Origin of the sequence: Sphingosinicella ginsenosidimutans (assembly GCF_007995055.1) — a bacterium.
GTDB classification, from domain to species: domain Bacteria; phylum Pseudomonadota; class Alphaproteobacteria; order Sphingomonadales; family Sphingomonadaceae; genus Allosphingosinicella; species Allosphingosinicella ginsenosidimutans.
This window is the reverse complement of record NZ_VOQQ01000001.1, coordinates 1,164,422-1,181,330: the sequence shown is the minus strand read 5'-3', so window position 1 is coordinate 1,181,330 and position 16,909 is coordinate 1,164,422. Positions and strand designations below refer to the sequence as shown.

Annotated in this window: 15 protein-coding genes; 9 read left to right on the top strand and 6 right to left on the bottom strand. The window is 69.1% G+C overall.

Translation table 11 applies throughout. The features are described 5' to 3' along the window. The first annotated feature begins 15 nt into the window (after positions 1–15). From rpe to purH, 3 genes are all read left to right on the top strand, one after another. The gene (gene rpe / locus FRZ32_RS05840) at positions 16–678 is read left to right on the top strand and encodes a ribulose-phosphate 3-epimerase (RefSeq protein WP_147042635.1); all 663 of its coding nucleotides are present in this window, start codon (positions 16–18) and stop codon (positions 676–678) included. Further along, on the top strand, positions 675–2,414 hold the full coding sequence (locus tag FRZ32_RS05835) for a heparinase II/III family protein (RefSeq protein ID WP_147042634.1): 1,740 nt from the start codon (positions 675–677) through the stop codon (positions 2,412–2,414). The genes rpe and FRZ32_RS05835 overlap by 4 nt, the downstream gene beginning before the upstream one ends. Positions 2,415–2,504: 90 nt before the next feature. After that, positions 2,505–4,097: a bifunctional phosphoribosylaminoimidazolecarboxamide formyltransferase/IMP cyclohydrolase gene (gene purH, locus FRZ32_RS05830; protein WP_147042633.1), complete on the top strand. Its 1,593-nt coding sequence runs from the start codon at positions 2,505–2,507 to the stop codon at positions 4,095–4,097. A gap of 3 nt (positions 4,098–4,100) precedes the next feature. Here the strand turns inward: purH and FRZ32_RS05825 are convergent, their stop codons facing one another. Continuing rightward, positions 4,101–5,627 (bottom strand): lipopolysaccharide biosynthesis protein, encoded by a 1,527-nt coding sequence (locus tag FRZ32_RS05825; protein WP_147042632.1) that lies wholly within the window; start codon positions 5,625–5,627, stop codon positions 4,101–4,103. Further along, positions 5,624–8,386 carry a DNA polymerase I gene (polA, locus tag FRZ32_RS05820; RefSeq protein ID WP_147042631.1) on the bottom strand — a complete coding sequence of 921 codons (2,763 nt, stop codon included), beginning with the start codon at positions 8,384–8,386 and terminating at the stop codon, positions 5,624–5,626. Before polA ends, FRZ32_RS05825 begins: the two co-directional genes overlap by 4 nt. Positions 8,387–8,482: 96 nt before the next feature. Between polA and FRZ32_RS05815 the strand changes: the two genes are divergently transcribed. Then, the gene (locus FRZ32_RS05815) at positions 8,483–9,310 is read left to right on the top strand and encodes an alpha/beta fold hydrolase (RefSeq protein WP_243445205.1); all 828 of its coding nucleotides are present in this window, start codon (positions 8,483–8,485) and stop codon (positions 9,308–9,310) included. Between the two features lie 17 nt (positions 9,311–9,327). Here FRZ32_RS05815 and nadB read toward each other — a convergent pair whose 3' ends face one another. Beyond that, entirely contained in the window at positions 9,328–10,908 is a 1,581-nt protein-coding gene (nadB, locus tag FRZ32_RS05810; RefSeq protein ID WP_147044350.1) for an L-aspartate oxidase, read from the bottom strand. A 136-nt stretch (positions 10,909–11,044) separates the two neighbouring features. Here nadB and FRZ32_RS05805 point away from each other — a divergent pair, with 136 nt between their 5' ends. Next, a complete protein-coding gene (locus tag FRZ32_RS05805) occupies positions 11,045–12,535 on the top strand; it encodes a M28 family peptidase (RefSeq protein ID WP_147042630.1) in 1,491 nt (496 codons plus the stop codon). 3 nt (positions 12,536–12,538) lie between these two features. On the opposite strand, the gene FRZ32_RS05800 is transcribed toward FRZ32_RS05805, so the two are convergent. Together FRZ32_RS05800 and FRZ32_RS05795 are read right to left on the bottom strand one after the other, a co-directional pair. Beyond that, on the bottom strand, positions 12,539–13,003 hold the full coding sequence (locus FRZ32_RS05800) for a cupin domain-containing protein (RefSeq protein ID WP_147042629.1): 465 nt from the start codon (positions 13,001–13,003) through the stop codon (positions 12,539–12,541). Between the two features lie 41 nt (positions 13,004–13,044). Continuing rightward, complete coding sequence (locus tag FRZ32_RS05795) at positions 13,045–13,968, bottom strand: ABC transporter ATP-binding protein (protein WP_147042628.1); 924 nt, start codon at positions 13,966–13,968, stop codon at positions 13,045–13,047. A 78-nt stretch (positions 13,969–14,046) separates the two neighbouring features. On the opposite strand from FRZ32_RS05795, the gene FRZ32_RS05790 reads away from it, so the two are divergent. From FRZ32_RS05790 to FRZ32_RS05775, 4 genes are read left to right on the top strand one after another with little or no spacing between them, the layout of a single operon-like run. Then, positions 14,047–14,286 (top strand): zinc-finger domain-containing protein, encoded by a 240-nt coding sequence (locus tag FRZ32_RS05790; RefSeq protein WP_147042627.1) that lies wholly within the window; start codon positions 14,047–14,049, stop codon positions 14,284–14,286. 48 nt (positions 14,287–14,334) lie between these two features. Continuing rightward, positions 14,335–15,759 (top strand): metalloprotease TldD, encoded by a 1,425-nt coding sequence (gene tldD, locus FRZ32_RS05785; protein ID WP_147042626.1) that lies wholly within the window; start codon positions 14,335–14,337, stop codon positions 15,757–15,759. After that, the gene (locus FRZ32_RS05780) at positions 15,756–16,295 is read left to right on the top strand and encodes a DUF924 family protein (RefSeq protein ID WP_147042625.1); all 540 of its coding nucleotides are present in this window, start codon (positions 15,756–15,758) and stop codon (positions 16,293–16,295) included. Before tldD ends, FRZ32_RS05780 begins: the two co-directional genes overlap by 4 nt. Before the next feature lie 2 nt (positions 16,296–16,297). After that, a complete protein-coding gene (locus tag FRZ32_RS05775; protein ID WP_147042624.1) occupies positions 16,298–16,552 on the top strand; it encodes a putative signal transducing protein in 255 nt (84 codons plus the stop codon). On the opposite strand, the gene FRZ32_RS05770 is transcribed toward FRZ32_RS05775, so the two are convergent. Continuing rightward, positions 16,488–16,898 carry a protein tyrosine phosphatase family protein gene (locus FRZ32_RS05770; protein ID WP_147042623.1) on the bottom strand — a complete coding sequence of 137 codons (411 nt, stop codon included), beginning with the start codon at positions 16,896–16,898 and terminating at the stop codon, positions 16,488–16,490. The two genes, FRZ32_RS05775 and FRZ32_RS05770, sit on opposite strands and share 65 nt — an antisense overlap. Between the last annotated feature and the right edge of the window lie 11 nt (positions 16,899–16,909).

Genomic DNA, 16,909 nt, shown 5'->3' with positions numbered 1-16,909 from the left:
TGTTAGATTCGCGCCGTGCAGCAACCCGTCCGTATCGCCCCGTCCATCCTCTCGGCCGATTTCGCGCGCCTCGGCGAGGAGGTCCGCGCCGTCGACGAGGCGGGCGCCGACTGGATCCACGTCGACGTCATGGACGGGCATTTCGTCCCCAACCTCACCATCGGCCCGGCGGTGGTGAAGGCGCTTCGGGCGCACACGGCCAAGCCGTTCGACGTCCACCTGATGATCTCCCCGATCGATCCCTTCCTTGAAGCCTTTGCCGAGGCCGGGGCGGACACGATCACCGTCCATCCGGAGGCGGGGCCGCACGTCCACCGCACCGTCCAGGCGATCCGCAAGCTCGGCAAGCGCGCCGGCATCTCGCTCAATCCGGCAACGCCGGCCAAGGCGCTCGACTATCTGCTCGAGGAGATCGACCTCGTCCTCGTGATGAGCGTCAATCCGGGCTTCGGCGGCCAGAGCTTCATCGAAAGCCAGCTGAGGAAGATCGAGGCGATCCGCGGCCGGATCGACAAGCTCGGGCTTGCCGTCGACCTCGAGGTGGACGGCGGCGTCGATCAGGGCAATTGCCGCCGCATCGTCGAGGCGGGGGCCGACGCGCTTGTCGCCGGCACCGCGACCTTCAAGGGCGGGCCCGACGCTTATGCCGCGAACATCCGCGCGCTGAGGGGCGGATGAGCCTGATGGACCCGATCGACGTTCCGGGCGATGACGGGATCGAGCCCGGAAAGCGGCTGATCCGGGTTGGCGACGATCGGGGCCTCTCGCTGTTCGAGCGGCTCGGCTACCGGCTCCACCGCACGGCCTGGCGCACGCCGCTGCACCGCCTGCGGCTGCGCGGACGGATGCCGCTTCGTCTGCTATGCGTGCCGAAGGACCCCGTCGCCGGCGACAAGAGCGCCGGGGCGGCGCTGCTTTCAGGAACGGTGCGTCATGGCGGCACCGAGCTTGCCGTCGCGGAACTCGACTTCACCACGCTCGGGCGGCCGGCCGATTTCGATCAGTATCTCCACAGCTTCGCCTGGCTTCGCGACCTCGCCGCCGCGGCGACGCGGGAGCGCGGCGCCAAGATCGCGGAGGCGCTGACCGCCCGCTGGATCGCCGCGCATGGCGAGACGGTGAGCGAGCCCGCCTGGCGCGCCGATCTGTGGGGCCGGCGGATCCTCTTCTGGACCGCTTATGCGCCCTACATCCTCTCGAGCCGCGACCCGGTCTATCGCTCCTCCGTTCTCTACACGCTTGCGCGCGGCGCGCGTCATCTCGATCGCGGCGCCGACAAGGTCGCGCCGGGGCTCGGCCGGATCGTCGCCTGGTGCGGGGTGATCGCCGCGGCGCTTGTCGTCCAGGGCGGCCCGGCGCGGCTGCGGTCGGGCGAGGCGGGGCTGGCCCGCGCGCTCGCGCTCGCGATGAGCGACGATGGCGGCCTGGTCAGCCGCGCGCCGATCGAGCAGCTCGCCCTTGTCGAGACGCTGTCGCAGCTGCGCGCCGTCTATATCGCCTCGCGCCGCGAGGTGCCGGAGCTGCTGGCGGAGGCGCTGGCCGCCGCGCTTGGTGCGCTGCTGTCGGTCGTGCTCGGCGACGACGAGCTGTCGAGCTGGCAGGGCGGGAACATGGCCAACCGCCGCCGCGTCCTCGCCGCCGTCGCCGCATCGGGCATCGACAGCCGGGCGCTGCGGCAGGCGCGCGGATGGGGTTATCAGCGGCTCCACGCCAGACAGAGCGTGCTCGTCTTCGACGCCGCGCCGCCGCCGCCGCCGCGCGCGCTCTCCGGCGGCTGCGCCTCGACGCTCGCCTTCGAGCTCAGCGACGGGCCGAACCGGCTGATCGTCAATTGCGGCGGCGTCGGCGAGGCGATCGGGGCGATCCCCTCCGAGCTGGTGTTCGCGCTGAGGACGACGGCCGCCCATTCCACGCTGACGCTTGGCGACCGCAATTCGACCGCAATCCATCCGGACGGGTCGCTCGGCAAGGGCGTCGCGGAGGTCGAGATGTCGCGCGACGACACGGCCGGCATCCTGCGCGTGGAGGCGAGCCATGACGGCTATGTGCGCCGCTACGGCCTCGTCCACGAACGCCGGCTCACGCTCTCGCCCGATGGCCGCAGCGTCGTCGGCGAGGACCGGCTGATCGCCGCGGAGCGACGCCGCAAGGCGGGGCTGGTCCCGTTCACGGTCCGCTTTCATCTCGCCCCCAATGTCGAGGTCACCCCGACCGCCGACGGCCAGGGCGCGATCCTGCGGCTTCGCGGCACCAACGTCTGGCAATTCCGCTGCCGCGGCGGCCAGCTCTCGGTCGAGGACAGTCTCTGGATCGACGGGGAGGCGCGGCCGCACGGCACGCTCCAGCTCGCCGTCAGCGGGGAGACGCCGCCCGACGGCATGACCATCTCCTGGGAGCTGAAGCGCGCGGGCTGAGCGTTCGAACGGGCGCGGCGAAAATGAATGCTGAAACCGGTCCGGCATGGCGATAAGGGGGCCGGACATTCCTCTAATCCGGGACCCGACATGACCGACGTGAAGATCGCGCGCGCCCTGCTTTCCGTTTCCGACAAAACCGGCCTTGCCGATCTCGGCCGGGCGCTTGCCCGCCACGGCGTCGAGCTCGTCTCGACCGGCGGCACCGCCGCCGCGCTGCGCGAGGCAGGGCTGGAGGTCCGCGACATTTCCGAGCTCACCGGCTTTCCCGAGATGATGGACGGGCGGGTCAAGACGCTTCACCCGAAGGTGCATGGCGGCCTGCTCGCGGTTCGCGACGATCCCGAACATGCCGCCGCGATGGCCGAACACGGCATCGGCGCGATCGATCTGGTCGTGGTCAATCTCTATCCCTTCGCGCAGACGGTGGCGCGTGGCGCGGGCCGCGACGAGATCATCGAGAATATCGACATCGGCGGCCCCTCGATGGTCCGCTCGGCCGCGAAGAATCATGGCTATGTGACGATCGTCACCGATCCGGCGGATTATGGCGCGCTCATCGAAGCGCTGGATGCAAGCGGCGGCATGACGTCGCTCGATCTTCGCAAGCGTCTCGCCGCAAAGGCCTTCTCCGCGACCGCGGCCTATGATGCCGCGATCGCCGGCTGGTTCGCCCATGTCGACCAGGGCGAACGCTTCCCCGATCGCGTCGCCATCGCGATGACGAAGCGCTCAGAGATGCGCTACGGCGAGAATCCGCACCAGATGGGGGCGCTCTATGTGCCGGCCGGCGGCACGCCAGCGGGCACGATCGCCGCGGCCGAGCAGGTCCAGGGCAAGGAGCTCAGCTACAACAATTACAACGATGCCGATGCGGCGCTGGAGCTGGTCAGCGAGTTTCGCGACGGGCCGCCGACGGTCGTCATCGTCAAACATGCCAATCCGTGCGGCGTCGCGACCGGCGCGACCCTGGCCGAGGCCTATGCGGCGGCCTTCGCCTGCGACACCGTGTCGGCCTTCGGCGGCATCATCGCGGTCAACCGCCCGCTCGACGGACCGACCGCCGAGGCGATTTCGGGAATCTTCACCGAGGTCGTCGTCGCCCCCGGGGCCGACGATGCCGCGAAGGCGGTGTTCGCGAAGAAGAAGAACCTGCGCCTGCTGCTCACCGGGACGCTCCCCGATCCAGCCCGCAAGGCGAAGGCGATGAAGTCGATCGCCGGTGGCTTCCTGGTCCAGTCGCGCGATTTCGGCCGGGTGACGAAGGATGATCTCAAGGTGGTGACGAAACGCGCGCCGAGCGAGCGGGAGCTGGCCGACTGCCTGTTCGCCTGGACGGTCGCCAAGCACGTCAAGTCGAACGCCATCGTCTACGCGAAGGACGGATCGACCGCCGGGATCGGCGCCGGGCAGATGAACCGGCTCGAATCCGCGCGGATCGCCGCCTGGAAGGCGAAGGACGCGGCGGATAAGGCCGGCTGGAGCGAGCCGCGCACGATCGGGTCCGCCGTCGCCTCCGACGCCTTCTTCCCCTTTGCCGATGGCCTGCTTGCCGCCGCCGAGGCGGGGGCGACCGCGGTGATCCAGCCGGGCGGATCGATCCGCGACGACGAAGTGATCGCCGCCGCCGACGAGGCCGGGCTGGCGATGGTCTTCACCGGCATGCGGCATTTCCGCCACTGATCGTCAGGGCGTCGGCAATTCCCCGGTCGGCAGGGTCGGGGCCTCGCCGCCGCGCAGGCGGAACAGCACCCGATCCTCGGCGGTGAAGCCCCGGCGCCAGACGATCGCGCCGAAGACGAGGAGGATCACCGGGACGCCGAAGACCAGCTGCGCCCATTCCAGGCTGTGGGGGAGCGCGGTGAACAGCGCACCGACGGCGACGGCGGCCGCCGCGGCCCAGGCGAGCGGCCAGCGCCAGCCCTGCACCGGCGCATCGAGCAGCCGCGCGAGCAGCCGCGCCTTCGCGACCGACGCGCAGCCGAGCGCAAGCGCGAGGGCAAGCGCGGCGCTGGCGGCCTGGTAGGCCTGCGGCCAGTGCAGCGCCCTCACGATCAGGATGATCGCGACCGTCAGAACGGCCTGGACGCCGATCATCGCCAGCGAGATGAGCAGGTTGCGGTGCCGCGCGACGTAGACGAGCGCCGCCTCCGAAACCGCCGCCGTCGCCGCGACCGCCTCGGCGGCGAGCAGGAAGGCGAGCGCGCCGGTGCCGCCGACGAATTGGGGGCCGACGAGGCCCATCACCGCCTCGCCGGGTATGCCGAGCGCGAGGGCGATGCCGGTCTGCGCCGCGATGATCCAGAAGCCGACCTGGCGCACCTGCCGCGCCACCGCGGGCCTGTCGCCTTCCGCAAGCCGCTGGGTGATGACCGGCGCGAGGATCGGATCGAAACTCGTCTTCAGCTTCTGCGGGAGCGAGGCGACCTGCTGCGCCACATAATAGACGCCGACATAATAAGGCGCGACGAAGAGGCCGAGGATGGCGATGTCCAGCCGGCGCGATCCCCATTCGATCGCATCCGCGGCGGCGAGCGGCACATTGGTGCGCGCCAGCGCCATCACCCGGGCCGGCCGCGGGATCCAGCCGCGCGGCAGGCCATAGCTTCGCCCGAGCCGCCACAGCGAGGTGGCGAGGCCGGCGCAGACCGAGATCACATAAGCGAGGATCAGCCCGTCGCGTGAATGGACGAGCGCGAAGGCGCCGGCGGCGATGCTGATGGTCCACGGCTCGACGATGGCGCGGGCATGGACGGTCGATGCGACGTCATGGCGGTAGGCGAGCGCGGCCAGCGCGACATCGGCGCCCGCGATCGCGAAGATGACGAGCGGCAAGAGCCATTCGGCCCCGCGCATGTCGTTGTGCGGGAACATCGCCTGCGGAAAGACCATCAGGATCGCGCTCGCCGCCGCCGATGCGATGAAGGCGGCGGCGAGGCCGTCCCACACCGCATGAACATGCGGGCGATCGGTGGTCGACAGCTGCTGCGCCAGGCCGCGCTTCAGCCCGATGTTCGCCAGCGTCGCCGCGAATTCGACGATGATGACCGCATAGGCGAAGCGGCCGAGCAGGTCCGGCCCGTAGAATCGCCCGGCGATGAACAGGAAGGGCAGGCGCGCCGCCAGCCGCAGCAGGAAGCCGAAGAAGTTCGTCCGCCCGCCCTTGGCCAGGGCGGCGATATCGTCGGCCGGCGCCCCCTCGACGCTGCTCAATGCGCTGCGCCCCAGTTCGGGCCGACGCCGACCTCTACACCCAATGGCACCGAAAGCTTCACCGCCGGTTCGGCCGCGCTTTCCATCACCCGTCGGACGACATCGCGCGCGCGGTCCACATCGTTCTCGGGCACTTCGAAGACGAGTTCGTCATGGACCTGCATCAGCATCCGCACCTCGCCCAGGCCTTCGGCGGCCAAGGCCGGGCCCATCCGCGCCATCGCGCGCTTGATGATGTCGGCCGCGGTGCCCTGGATCGGCGCGTTGATGGCGGCGCGCTCGGCGCCCTGGCGTTCGTGCTGGACGTTGCTCCTGAGGCGCGGAAAATGGGTCTTGCGCCCGAAGAGCGTGGTCGTGAATCCGCTCTCGCGCGCGTGGGTGAGCGTCTCGCCGATATAGGCGCGGATGCCCGGGAAGCGTTCGAAATAGCGGTCGATGATCGACTGCGCTTCCTCGGGCGTCGTCTCGAGCCGCTGGGCCAGGCCCCAGCGCGAAATGCCGTAGAGGATGGCGAAGTTGATCGTCTTGGCGCGCGCGCGCGTGTCGCGATCGACCGCGCCGAACAATTCCTGCGCGGTGCGATTGTGGATGTCCTCGCCAGCCGCGAAGGCCGCCTTGAGCTCCGGGACGTCGCACATATGCGCGGCGAGCCTCAGTTCGATCTGGCTGTAATCCGCCGCCATCATCACGAATCCGGGATCGGCGATGAAGGCGTCGCGGATGCGCCGGCCGATCTCGGTGCGGATCGGGATGTTCATGAGATTGGGATCGGTGGATGCGAGCCGCCCGGTCTGCGCGCCCGACAGGCTGTAGCTGGTGTGGACCCGCCCGGTCGTCTTGTTGACCTGCTCCTGGAGCGCGTCGGTATAGGTGGACTTGAGCTTGGTGAGCTGCCGCCATTCGAGCACCAGCCGCGCGATCGGCACGCCCTCGCGCTCCAGCCGCTCGAGCTCGTTCTGGTCGGTGGACCAGGTGCCCGACTTGCCCTTGCGACCGCCGGACAGGCCCATCCGGCCGAACAGGATCTCGCCAAGCTGCTGCGGCGATCCGATGGTGAACGGGCCGTCCGCTTCGGCATGGATCCGCGCCTCCAGATCGGCGATCTGGGTGTTGAACGCCGCCGAAAGCTCGCTCAGCACCGCCCGGTCGATCCGCACGCCGCTCTGCTCCATGCCGCCGATGACGCTGACCATCGGCCGGTCGACCAGTTCGTAGACCCGGGTCACCTTTTCGAACGCGAGGCGCGGGCGGAAACGATGCCACAGGCGCAGCGCCACGTCGGCATCCTCCGCGGCATATTCCGTCGCCCGCTCGACCGGTACCCTGTCGAACGTGATCTGCTTCTGCCCCGTGCCGCACAGCGACTTGAACGAGATGCATTCGTGATCGAGATGCTTCTTCGCGAGATCGTCGAGCGCGTGGCTGTTGAGCCCGCCGGCATCGAGGTTGAAGCTCATCACCAGCGTGTCGTCATAAGGGGCAAGCGTGATGCCGCGCCGCGCGAAGACCACCCAGTCATATTTGAGATTGTGGCCGATCTTGAGGATCGCCTCGTCCTCGAGCAGCGGCTTCAGGCGCTCCAGAACCAGCGCCGCGTCGAGCTGCGGCGGGCGCTCGGCGAACATGTCGTCGCCGCCATGCTCGAGCGGGATGTAGCAGGCCTTGTTGGGATCGGTCGCGAGGCTGATGCCGACCAGCCTTGCGCTGACGCAGTCGCGGCCGTCGGTCTCGGTGTCGATCGCCACCAGCCCGCGGGCCTGGATGGCGTCGATCCAGCGCGCCAGCGCCGCCTCGTCGGCCACGGTCTCATAGAGCGATCGGTCGATCGCTGGCTCCGGCGACGGCTCGGGAAGCGCGCTTCGGGCCGGCGCCGGAGCGGCCGCCTGCGCCTGCGCGCCCAATCGCGCGAGCAGCGAGCGGAAGCCGTGATGCTCCAGGAATTCGCGCAGCGGCGCCTCGGGTATGCCCTTGATCGACAAGTCTTCGAGCGGCGCCGGCAGGGCCGCGTCGCAGACCAGGCGGACGAGCTGGTGCGACAATCGCGCCATGTCGGCATGGGCGATCAGATTGTCGCGCATCTTGGACGGCTTCATCTCCGGCGCGGCCGCCAGCACCGCTTCCACCGTGCCATATTCCTGGATCAGCTTCGACGCCGTCTTGGGCCCGATCCCCGGAACGCCCGGCACATTGTCGACGCTGTCGCCCATCAGGGCCAGCACTTCGCCCACCTGGTCCGGCCCGACCCCGAATTTGTCGAACACCTCGGGGACGCCGATGCGGCGATCGTTCATCGTGTCGAGCATGTCGACCTTGCCGTCCTCGACAAGCTGCATCAGGTCCTTGTCGGAGGAGACGATCGTCACCTGCCATCCCGCCGCCTTGGCCGCCATCACGTAGCAGGCGATGATGTCGTCCGCCTCCAGCCCCTTCTCTTCGAGGCAGGGGATGGAGAAGGCGCGAGTCGCGTCGCGGATCAGCGGGAATTGCGGCACCAGCTCGGGCGGCGGCGGCGGGCGGTTGGCCTTGTACTGGTCGAACAGCTCGTTGCGATGGGTGCTTTCCGAGGCGTCGAGGATCACCGCGAGGTGCGTCGGCCCGTCCGCCTTGTTGAGGCTGTCGGCGAGCTTCCACAGCATCGTCGTATAGCCATAGACCGCGCCGACATTCAGGCCATGCTTGTTGGTCAGCGGCGGCAGCCTGTGGAAGGCGCGAAAGATATAGGACGAACCGTCGACGAGATAGAGGTGCGGTGCGGGCATAAGGCTCAGGTCTAGACGAAGGGGACGCGGGTGCAAACCGCCAGGTCGATGACAAAGGTCAGGCGCGGTTCAACCGGCGCCGCTACCTATATAGGCATGGATCGTCGTCTTTTCCTTCTTTGCGGACTCGCTCTCGCCGCTATGCCGGCCTTCGCGCAGCGCGCGCCGTTCCGGCCGACCCGCTTTTCGGTCCAGGTGAGCGGTCGCGGGCCGGACGTGGTGCTGATCCCCGGTCTCACCTCGGGGCGCGACGTCTGGTATTCGACGGTGCGGGCGCTGCCGGGGCGCCGTTATCACCTCGTCCAGGTGGCCGGATTCGCCGGCGAGCCGGCGCGCGGGAATGCGCGGGGGCCGATCCTGCTCCCGCTGGAGGAGGAGATCGCGCGCTACATCGCCGCCGCCGGGCTCAACCGCCCGGCGATCGTCGGCCATTCGATGGGCGGGACGCTCGCGATGATGCTCGCGGCGCGGCACCCGGGCCTGGTCGGGCGGCTGATGGTCGTCGACATGATGCCGCGGCCCGCCGGCCTGTTCGGCGGCGACACCAATCTCGGTCCGCTCGCCGACCAGCTTCGATCGATGATCGCGACGCCGGGCGGGCGCCAGCTCTTCGCCAATGTGATCGGCGCGTTCAGCCCGCCCGATCCCGGCCACCGCAGCGATCCCGATGTCGTCGCCCGCGCGATGGACGAGCTCGCCGCCATCGATCTCACGCCGCAGCTCCCCCGCATCGCCGCGCCGTTGACGGTGATCTACGCCTCGCCGACGCCGCAGGCCCGGGCGGTCCTCGACCGCGATTTCGCCCGTGCCTACGCCCCCGCCCGGTCAAAACGCCTGGTCCGCATCGACGGCAGCGGCCACATGGTGATGCTCGACCAGCCGGCCCGCTTCCAGGTGGCGCTGAGGGCGTTTCTGGGGTCGTAGTCGAGGCGCTCGGGCCGCTAGGGGGCCAGCACCGTATCCACCGCCCTCGCCAGGGTTTTCGGATAATCCAGCGTGTAATGCAGCCCGCGGCTCTCGTGGCGGTGGAGCGCGGAGCGGACGATCAGGTCGGCGATCTGGAGCAGGTTTCGCAGTTCCACCAGGTCCGGCGTCACGCGGAAATGGCCGTAATAATCATCGACCTCGTCGGTCATCATCTTGATCCGGTGAGCCGCGCGCTCCAGCCGCTTCGTGGTCCGCACGATGCCGACATAGTTCCACATGAAGCGGCGAATCTCGGTCCAGTTCTGCTTGATCACCACCTCCTCGTCGGAATCGGTGACGCGGCTTTCGTCCCAGGGGCGGATCGGCGGCGGGGCCGGCAGATCGTCCCAGTGCGCGGCGATATGGCGCGCCGCCGCCTCGCCGAACACGAAACATTCGAGCAGCGAGTTGGAGGCAAGGCGGTTCGCGCCGTGCAGGCCCGACTGGCTGACCTCGCCCGCGGCATAGAGGCCGGGCAGGTCCGTCCGCCCGTCGAGATCGATGACCACGCCGCCGCACGTATAATGCTGCGCGGGCACGACCGGGATCGGATCGCGGGTGATGTCGATGCCAAGCCCCAGCAGCTTCGAATAGATATTCGGGAAATGCTGCTTCACGAAGTCGGGTTCGCGGTGGCTGATGTCGAGATGGACATAATCGAGGCCGAGCCGCTTGATCTCATGGTCGATCGCGCGGGCCACCACGTCGCGCGGGGCGAGCTCGGCGCGTTCGTCGAAATCGGGCATGAAGCGATGGCCGGTCGCGGGAATCCTGAGCTGGCCGCCTTCGCCGCGCACCGCCTCGGTGATCAGGAAGTTCTTGACCTCCAGATTGTAGAGGCAGGTCGGGTGGAACTGCATGAACTCCATGTTGGAGACGCGGCAGCCCGCGCGCCACGCCATCGCGATGCCGTCCCCCGTCGCCCCCCTCGGCGCGGTCGAGAAGAGATAGACGCGCCCCGCGCCACCGGTGGCGAGGATCGTCGCGCGCGCCGTGAAGGTCTCCACCTTCCCGCGCGCCCGGTTCAGCGCATAGACGCCCCAGACATGGCCATCGCCCGAATAGCGCTCGCCGTGGCGGCTGGTGACGAGATCGATGCCGACCATGTCGGGGATGAGCGTGACGTTCGGGTGATCGCGCGCGGCGCGCTCCAGCGCTTCCTGCACCGCCCAGCCGGTGGCGTCGTCGACATGGACGATGCGGCGATGACTGTGCCCGCCTTCGCGCGTGAGATGCAGGTCCTTCGTTCCGTTCGCCATCGTGAACGGCACGCCGAGATCGATCAGCCGCTCGATCGCGCGCGGCGCATTTTCGACCACGAACTCGACGGTGGCGCGGTTGTTGAGCCCCGCGCCGGCGATCATCGTGTCCTCGATATGGCTCTCGAACGTGTCGCCGGGCTCCAGCACCGCGGCGATCCCGCCCTGCGCGTGCGCGGTCGAGCCTTCGTTCAGCGCGCCCTTGGCGATCACACCGACCTTGAACCGCTCGGCGAGGTTGAGCGCCGCCGTCAGCCCGGCCGCGCCGGAGCCGATGACGAGGACGTCGAATTCGATGGCCTTGGACAAAACCGGACGCTCCGTCGGATGGACGCGCTTGCCTAACCGAGCGTCGAGGGAGCGTCAAAGCCGTGCGGGCCGGGCTGGGCAGCGCAGCCCATCATGCTATAGCGCCAGCCGGGAGGCCGATCCGATGAAAATCCTTTTGCTTCCGCTGCTTCTGGCGAGCCTTGTCGCGGCCGCGCCGACGCGTGACGCGGATACCGAGACATGGTGGCGGATCGCAGTCGCGCTCTCCGACGACGGCATGGAGGGGCGCGACACCGGCTCGGCGGGGTACGACCGTGCGGCCGCGCTGGTTGCGCAGCGGCTGGCCGCGGCGGGCGTACGGCCGGCCGGCGATGGCGGCGGCTGGTTCCAGACCGTGCCGCTTGAGGAACTGGCGGTCCGCGACGCCGCGATCGCCGTCGACGGCCGCCCGCTCGATTTTCTTCAGGACATCACGGTCACGCCCGAAAGCGTTGGCGCACCGCTCGATCTCCCGATCGCCTATCGCGGCTATTGCGCGAGCGATGCGCTCGGCGACGTGCGCGGCAAGCTGGTGATCTGCCACGGCTCGCGCCGCGAGGGGATGCCCGCCCCCGCACAGCGCACCGCGGCCCTGGTCCGGGCCGGCGCCGCCGCGGTCGCGGTGATCGCCGATCCCGGCTTCACCGTCGAACCGCCGCGCTGGCCCTTCGCCTATGCGCGCAGCGTCTGGATCGCCGGCGAGACGCGCCCGCAGCCGTCCCTGCCGAGCTTCGCGCTCAATGCCGACGCGCTCGGCGCCATGCTGGCGGGGAGCGGTCGCGACGCGTCGGCGCTGATCGCGGACGGCGCGTCGGGCCGGGCGCTCCCCTCCTTCGACGCGCCGGGCCGGTTCACCGCGCGCTTCACGCTGGCGCGTCGCACCTATTCATCGAAGAATGTGATCGGCCTCTTTCCGGGCACCGATCCGGCGCTGGCCGATCAACCGATCGTCCTCACCGCCCATCTCGACGGCTATGGCTATGGCCGGGCGGTCGATGGCGACCGGCTCTACAACGGCACGCTCGATGATGCGGCCTATGTCGCGCTCATCGTCCATATGATCGAGCGGCGCCACGGCCACGGCTTTCGCCGGCCGCTGCTGGTCGCCGCGGTGACGGGCGAGGAAAAGGGGCTGCTCGGCTCGAAATGGCTGGTCGCGCACCGGCCGGCCACCGCACCGCATTTCGCCGCCGACATCAATCTCGATCAGCTCCGCCCGATCTTCCCGCTCGAGCTGCTGACCGTCCACGGCCTCGACGATTCAAGCCTGGGCGCCGACGCGCGCGCGATCGCCGCGACGCTGGGCTTCGCGGTGCAGAACGATCCGGAGCCCGAGCGCAACCTCCTGCGCCGCTCGGATCACTGGAATTTCATGCAGGCCGGGGTGCCGGCGGTGAACTTCGTCTTCGGCTTTCGCCCCGGAACGCAGAGCGAGCGAATCTACCGGCAATGGTACCGCACCGGCTATCATCGCCCGCAGGACGACCCGCAGCAACCGATCGACTGGACCGCCGCCGCCGATTTCAACCGCTTCTATTATGCCTTGGTCGAGCGGGTCGCCGATGCCGACGCGCCGCCCGCATGGCGCGAGACCAGTCCCTTGCGCCCGCGCTGAGGCTCAGGCGCGCTCGGGATAGGGCGTGCCGTCCTTGTGCACGAAGCGGCCATCGGCGTTCGTGCTCATCATGTCGATGTCGGAGCAGATGGTGACATCTTCCGCCACGCGTCCGCCGATCTCCAGATAGACCGCATCCCTGTCCGATCGGTTGACGAGGTGATGGCCGTCGCCCGAATTCTTCGGAAAGGCCGCGCACGCGCCGGCGCGCAGGACCGTTTCCCCCGCATCCTCGATCAGCGTGACCTCGCCCTCCAGCACGAAAACGAACTCGTCGTCGTGCGAATGCCAATGGCGCTGGCTCGACCAGTTGCCGGGAGGCAGCCGCGTCAGGTTGACGCCGAAGCCGGTCAAACCGCCGGCGTCGCCGATCCGCTGGCGGATGCGGTCGCGGCTCGGCCGGTCGAACGGCGCCGGATAGCCGGTGCCCTTGCGCTCGGGAACGCGGGCAAGGTCGATCTTCGGCATCGCGCAATCCCCTCTCTTCGCGCCGCCCGCCTGTGCGCGCCTTATGCCGGCGTGGCGCGGGTCAGGTTCAGGAATACGTCCTCGAGATCCGCCTCGCGCGTCGAGACGTCGACCACACCGAGGCCCTCGCGCTGAAGCGCGGCGAGCACGTCGCCGGCGTTCACCCTGTCCTTGCGATAGGTAATGGTCAGCGTCCGCTCGCCGGCCAGTTCGATCTTGTCGAAGCAGAGATTTTCCGGTGCGGTCGCGATATCGCGGTCGACAACGACCTCCACGACCTTTTCCTGCGCCAGGGCGAGGAGATCGCGTGTCGGCTGATTGGCGATCAACCGGCCATGGTTGATGATCGCGATCCGGTCGCACAGCTCCTGCGCTTCCTCGAGATAATGGGTGGTGAGGACGATGGTGACGCCCTGGGCATGGAGCGAGCGCACATAATCCCACAATTGCTGGCGAAGCTCCACATCGACGCCGGCGGTCGGCTCGTCGAGGACGAGGATCGGCGGGGAATGGACCATCGCCTTGGCGACGAGCAGCCGGCGCTTCATGCCGCCCGAAAGCGTTCGGGCGTAAGCGTCGGCCTTGTCCTCGAGATGCACCGCCTTCAGCAGCGCCTCCGTCCGCCGGTCGGCCTTCGGGATTCCGTAGAGCCCGGCCTGGATTTCGAGCGCCTCTCGCGGCGTGAAGAAGGGATCGAACAGGATCTCCTGCGGCACGATGCCGATCGATCGCTTCGCATTGCGCGGATGGGCGTCGATGTCGAAGCCCCAGATCGAGGCGCTGCCGCCGCTTTTCATCACCAGTCCGGCGAGGATGTTGATCATCGTGGACTTGCCGGCGCCATTGGGGCCGAGCAGCCCGAAAATCTCGCCGCGCGGCACGTCGAGCGTGACGCCGTCGAGCGCGCGCTTGCCGCCCTCATAGGTTTTCTGGAGATCGCGGATCGAGATTGCAGCTTCGGTCATGGAGAGGGCGCATAGCGCCTCGCGGGCGCCGCGCGAAGCGGATTGTCCGCCCCGCGGCGGGTTGCTAGAGGATCGCGCATGGCCGCCACCGACCCGTTCCAGCCCGAGATCGTCCGCACCGACAGCACCCGCTGCGTCTGTGACGGCGCGACCGATATTTCGCCCGCGCTCGGCCACCCGCGCGTCTTTCTCCAGATCGACGAGAAGGGCTATGTGGATTGCGGCTATTGCGACCGGCGCTTCGTCCTGATCGGCGGTCCGGCGGACGGCGCGGACCAGTCGAAACTTCCCGATCATCCGGCCGGCGCGAGCGTCTGACGGGCGCGGCGCGGTTTACCGGCCGCCCGATCGCCCTATATTGCGGACATGACCTCCGATCCCCGCCGCTTCCTCTACCGCCCCGACGGACTCGATCCCGATGCGGCGCTTCGTCTCACCGCCGACGCGCTGAAGGGCTGCGACGATGGCGAGCTCTACCTGCAATATATCGCCTCGGAGAGCTTCGGGTTCGATGACGGCCGCCTCAAGACCGCCGATTTCAACAGCCAGGCGGGTTTCGGCCTGCGCGGCGTATCGGGCGAGACGACCGCTTTCGCCCAGGCGAACGAGCTGAGCGAGGCGGCGATCCGCCGCGCCGCCGAGACGATGCAGCTGCTCGATCCGGCGAAGGCAGGCCGCCAGCCACCGCCGCGGCGCACCAATGCGCGGCTCTACACCGACGCCGATCCGCTGAGCCTCGTGCCGTTCGCGAGGAAGGTCGCGCTCTGCCAGGAGATCGACGCCGCCGCCCGCGCGCGCGATCCGCGCGTCGTCCAGGTGTCGGTGATGCTGGCGGGCAGCTGGAGCGTCGTCGAGATCGTCCGCCCGGACGGCTTCGTCGCCCACGACGTGCGCCCGCTGGTGCGGCTCAACGTCCAGATCGTCGTCGAGCAGAATGGCAGGCGCGAGAGCGGCTATCATGGGCTCGGCGGGCGTTGGCTCTATGACGACCTGTTCGATCCGGCGCGCTGGAACCGCGCCATCGACATCGCGCTCGCCCAGGCGCTGACCAATCTCGATTCGGTCGCCGCGCCGGCCGGCGAGATGACGGTGGTGCTCGGCCCGGGCTGGCCCGGCGTGCTTCTGCACGAGGCGGTCGGCCACGGCCTCGAAGGCGATTTCAACCGCAAGGGGACCAGCGCCTTTTCCGGCCGCATCGGCGAGCGGGTCGCCGCGCCCGGCGTCACCGTCATCGACGACGGATCGATCGAAGGCCGGCGCGGCTCCCTCACCATCGACGACGAGGGCACGCCGACGCAGCGCAACGTCCTGATCGAGGACGGCATCCTCAAGGGCTATATCCAGGATCGGATGAACGCGCGGCTGATGGGCGTGGCGCCCACCGGCAACGGCCGCCGCGAGAATTTCGCCTATGCGCCGATGCCGCGCATGACGAACACCTTCATGCTCGGCGGCAGGGACGATCCGGGCGAGATCCTCGCCCGCGCGAAGAATGGCATCTATGCGAAGAGCTTCGGCGGTGGCCAGGTCGACATCACGAGCGGCAAGTTCGTCTTCTCCTGCACCGAAGCCTATGCGATCGAGAATGGCCGGCTCGGCGCCCCGCTCAAGGGCGCGACCCTGATCGGCGACGGGCCGAGCGTGCTCACCCGCGTCGCGGCGATCGGCGACGACATGGCGCTGGACGAAGGCGTCGGCATCTGCGGCAAGGGGGGGCAATCCGTCCCCGCCGGTGTCGGCCAGCCGACGCTGCTGGTCGAGGGGCTCACCGTCGGCGGCACGGCCGCATGAGCCTGCCCTGGACGCGCGAGGTGCTGGATTTCTGGTTCTCGAAGAGCTGGGACGATTGGTGGCGCGGCTCGCCCGCTTTCGATGCCGAGATCCGCGAGAGGTTCGAGCCGCTGTGGCGTGCCGAGCGCGATCGCACGCCCGCGGAACTGCTCGGCTCGGCCGATCACGCGCTCGCCGCCGTCATCCTGTTCGATCAGTTCCCACGCAACATGTTCCGCGGCCATGCCGATCAATTCTCGACCGATCCGCTCGCGCTCGCGGTGGCGAAGGGGGCGATCGAGCGCGGCTATGACGACGGCATGGCGTCACAGCGGCGCGGTTTCCTCTACATGCCGTTCGAGCATAGCGAGGATCGCGCCGACCAGCGCCAGTCGCTGCTTCTCTTCACCGCGCTCGGCGATCCCGAATTGCTCAAATATGCGCGGCTGCACCACGACGTGATCGAACGGTTCGGCCGCTTCCCCCATCGCAATGCGGTCCTCGGCCGCAAGCCGACCGCGATCGAGACGGCGGCCGGCGACGTCTTTCCCTGGTAGCCGTGGCACTGGTCGAAGCCGCGAAGTTCTTCACCGGGTTCGAGGCGGCGCTGGCGCGCGGCCGGCTCGAGGCGGCGGGGATCATGTCCGTCCTGTTCGATACGAACATGAACTGGGGCGGCTTCGATCTCGGCGTGGTGCCGGTGCGGCTGATGGTCGACGAGGACGATCTTGCCGAGGCGCGGGCGGTGCTCAGCGAACCAGATACGGACGAAGCGCCGTCAGATCATAGCCCGCCGCCCGGGCCCTGGCGATGAGCCCATCCGCGTCCGCCCCGGCACGGGCGCGGGCAAGCGCCCACAAATAGGTCGATCGCGTCCCGCTCGCGCAGAAGGCGAGCACGGGGCCGGATCCGGCGTCGAGCGCCTCCGCCATCGCCGCGACCTGCGCCTCGGAAAATCCGCCCGCGACCGGAATATGGACATAGGCGAGCCCGGCGGCCCTCGCCGCCGCCTCGATCTCGGCACCCGAAGGCTGGCCGGCCGCCTCGCCGTCGGGGCGGTTGTTGACGATCGTCGCGATTCCCGCCCGCGCCGCATCGGCGACGTCGCCTGGCGCGATCTGGCGCGATACGAACACCTTGTCCTCGAGCGCGACGAACATTCCCGTTCCTT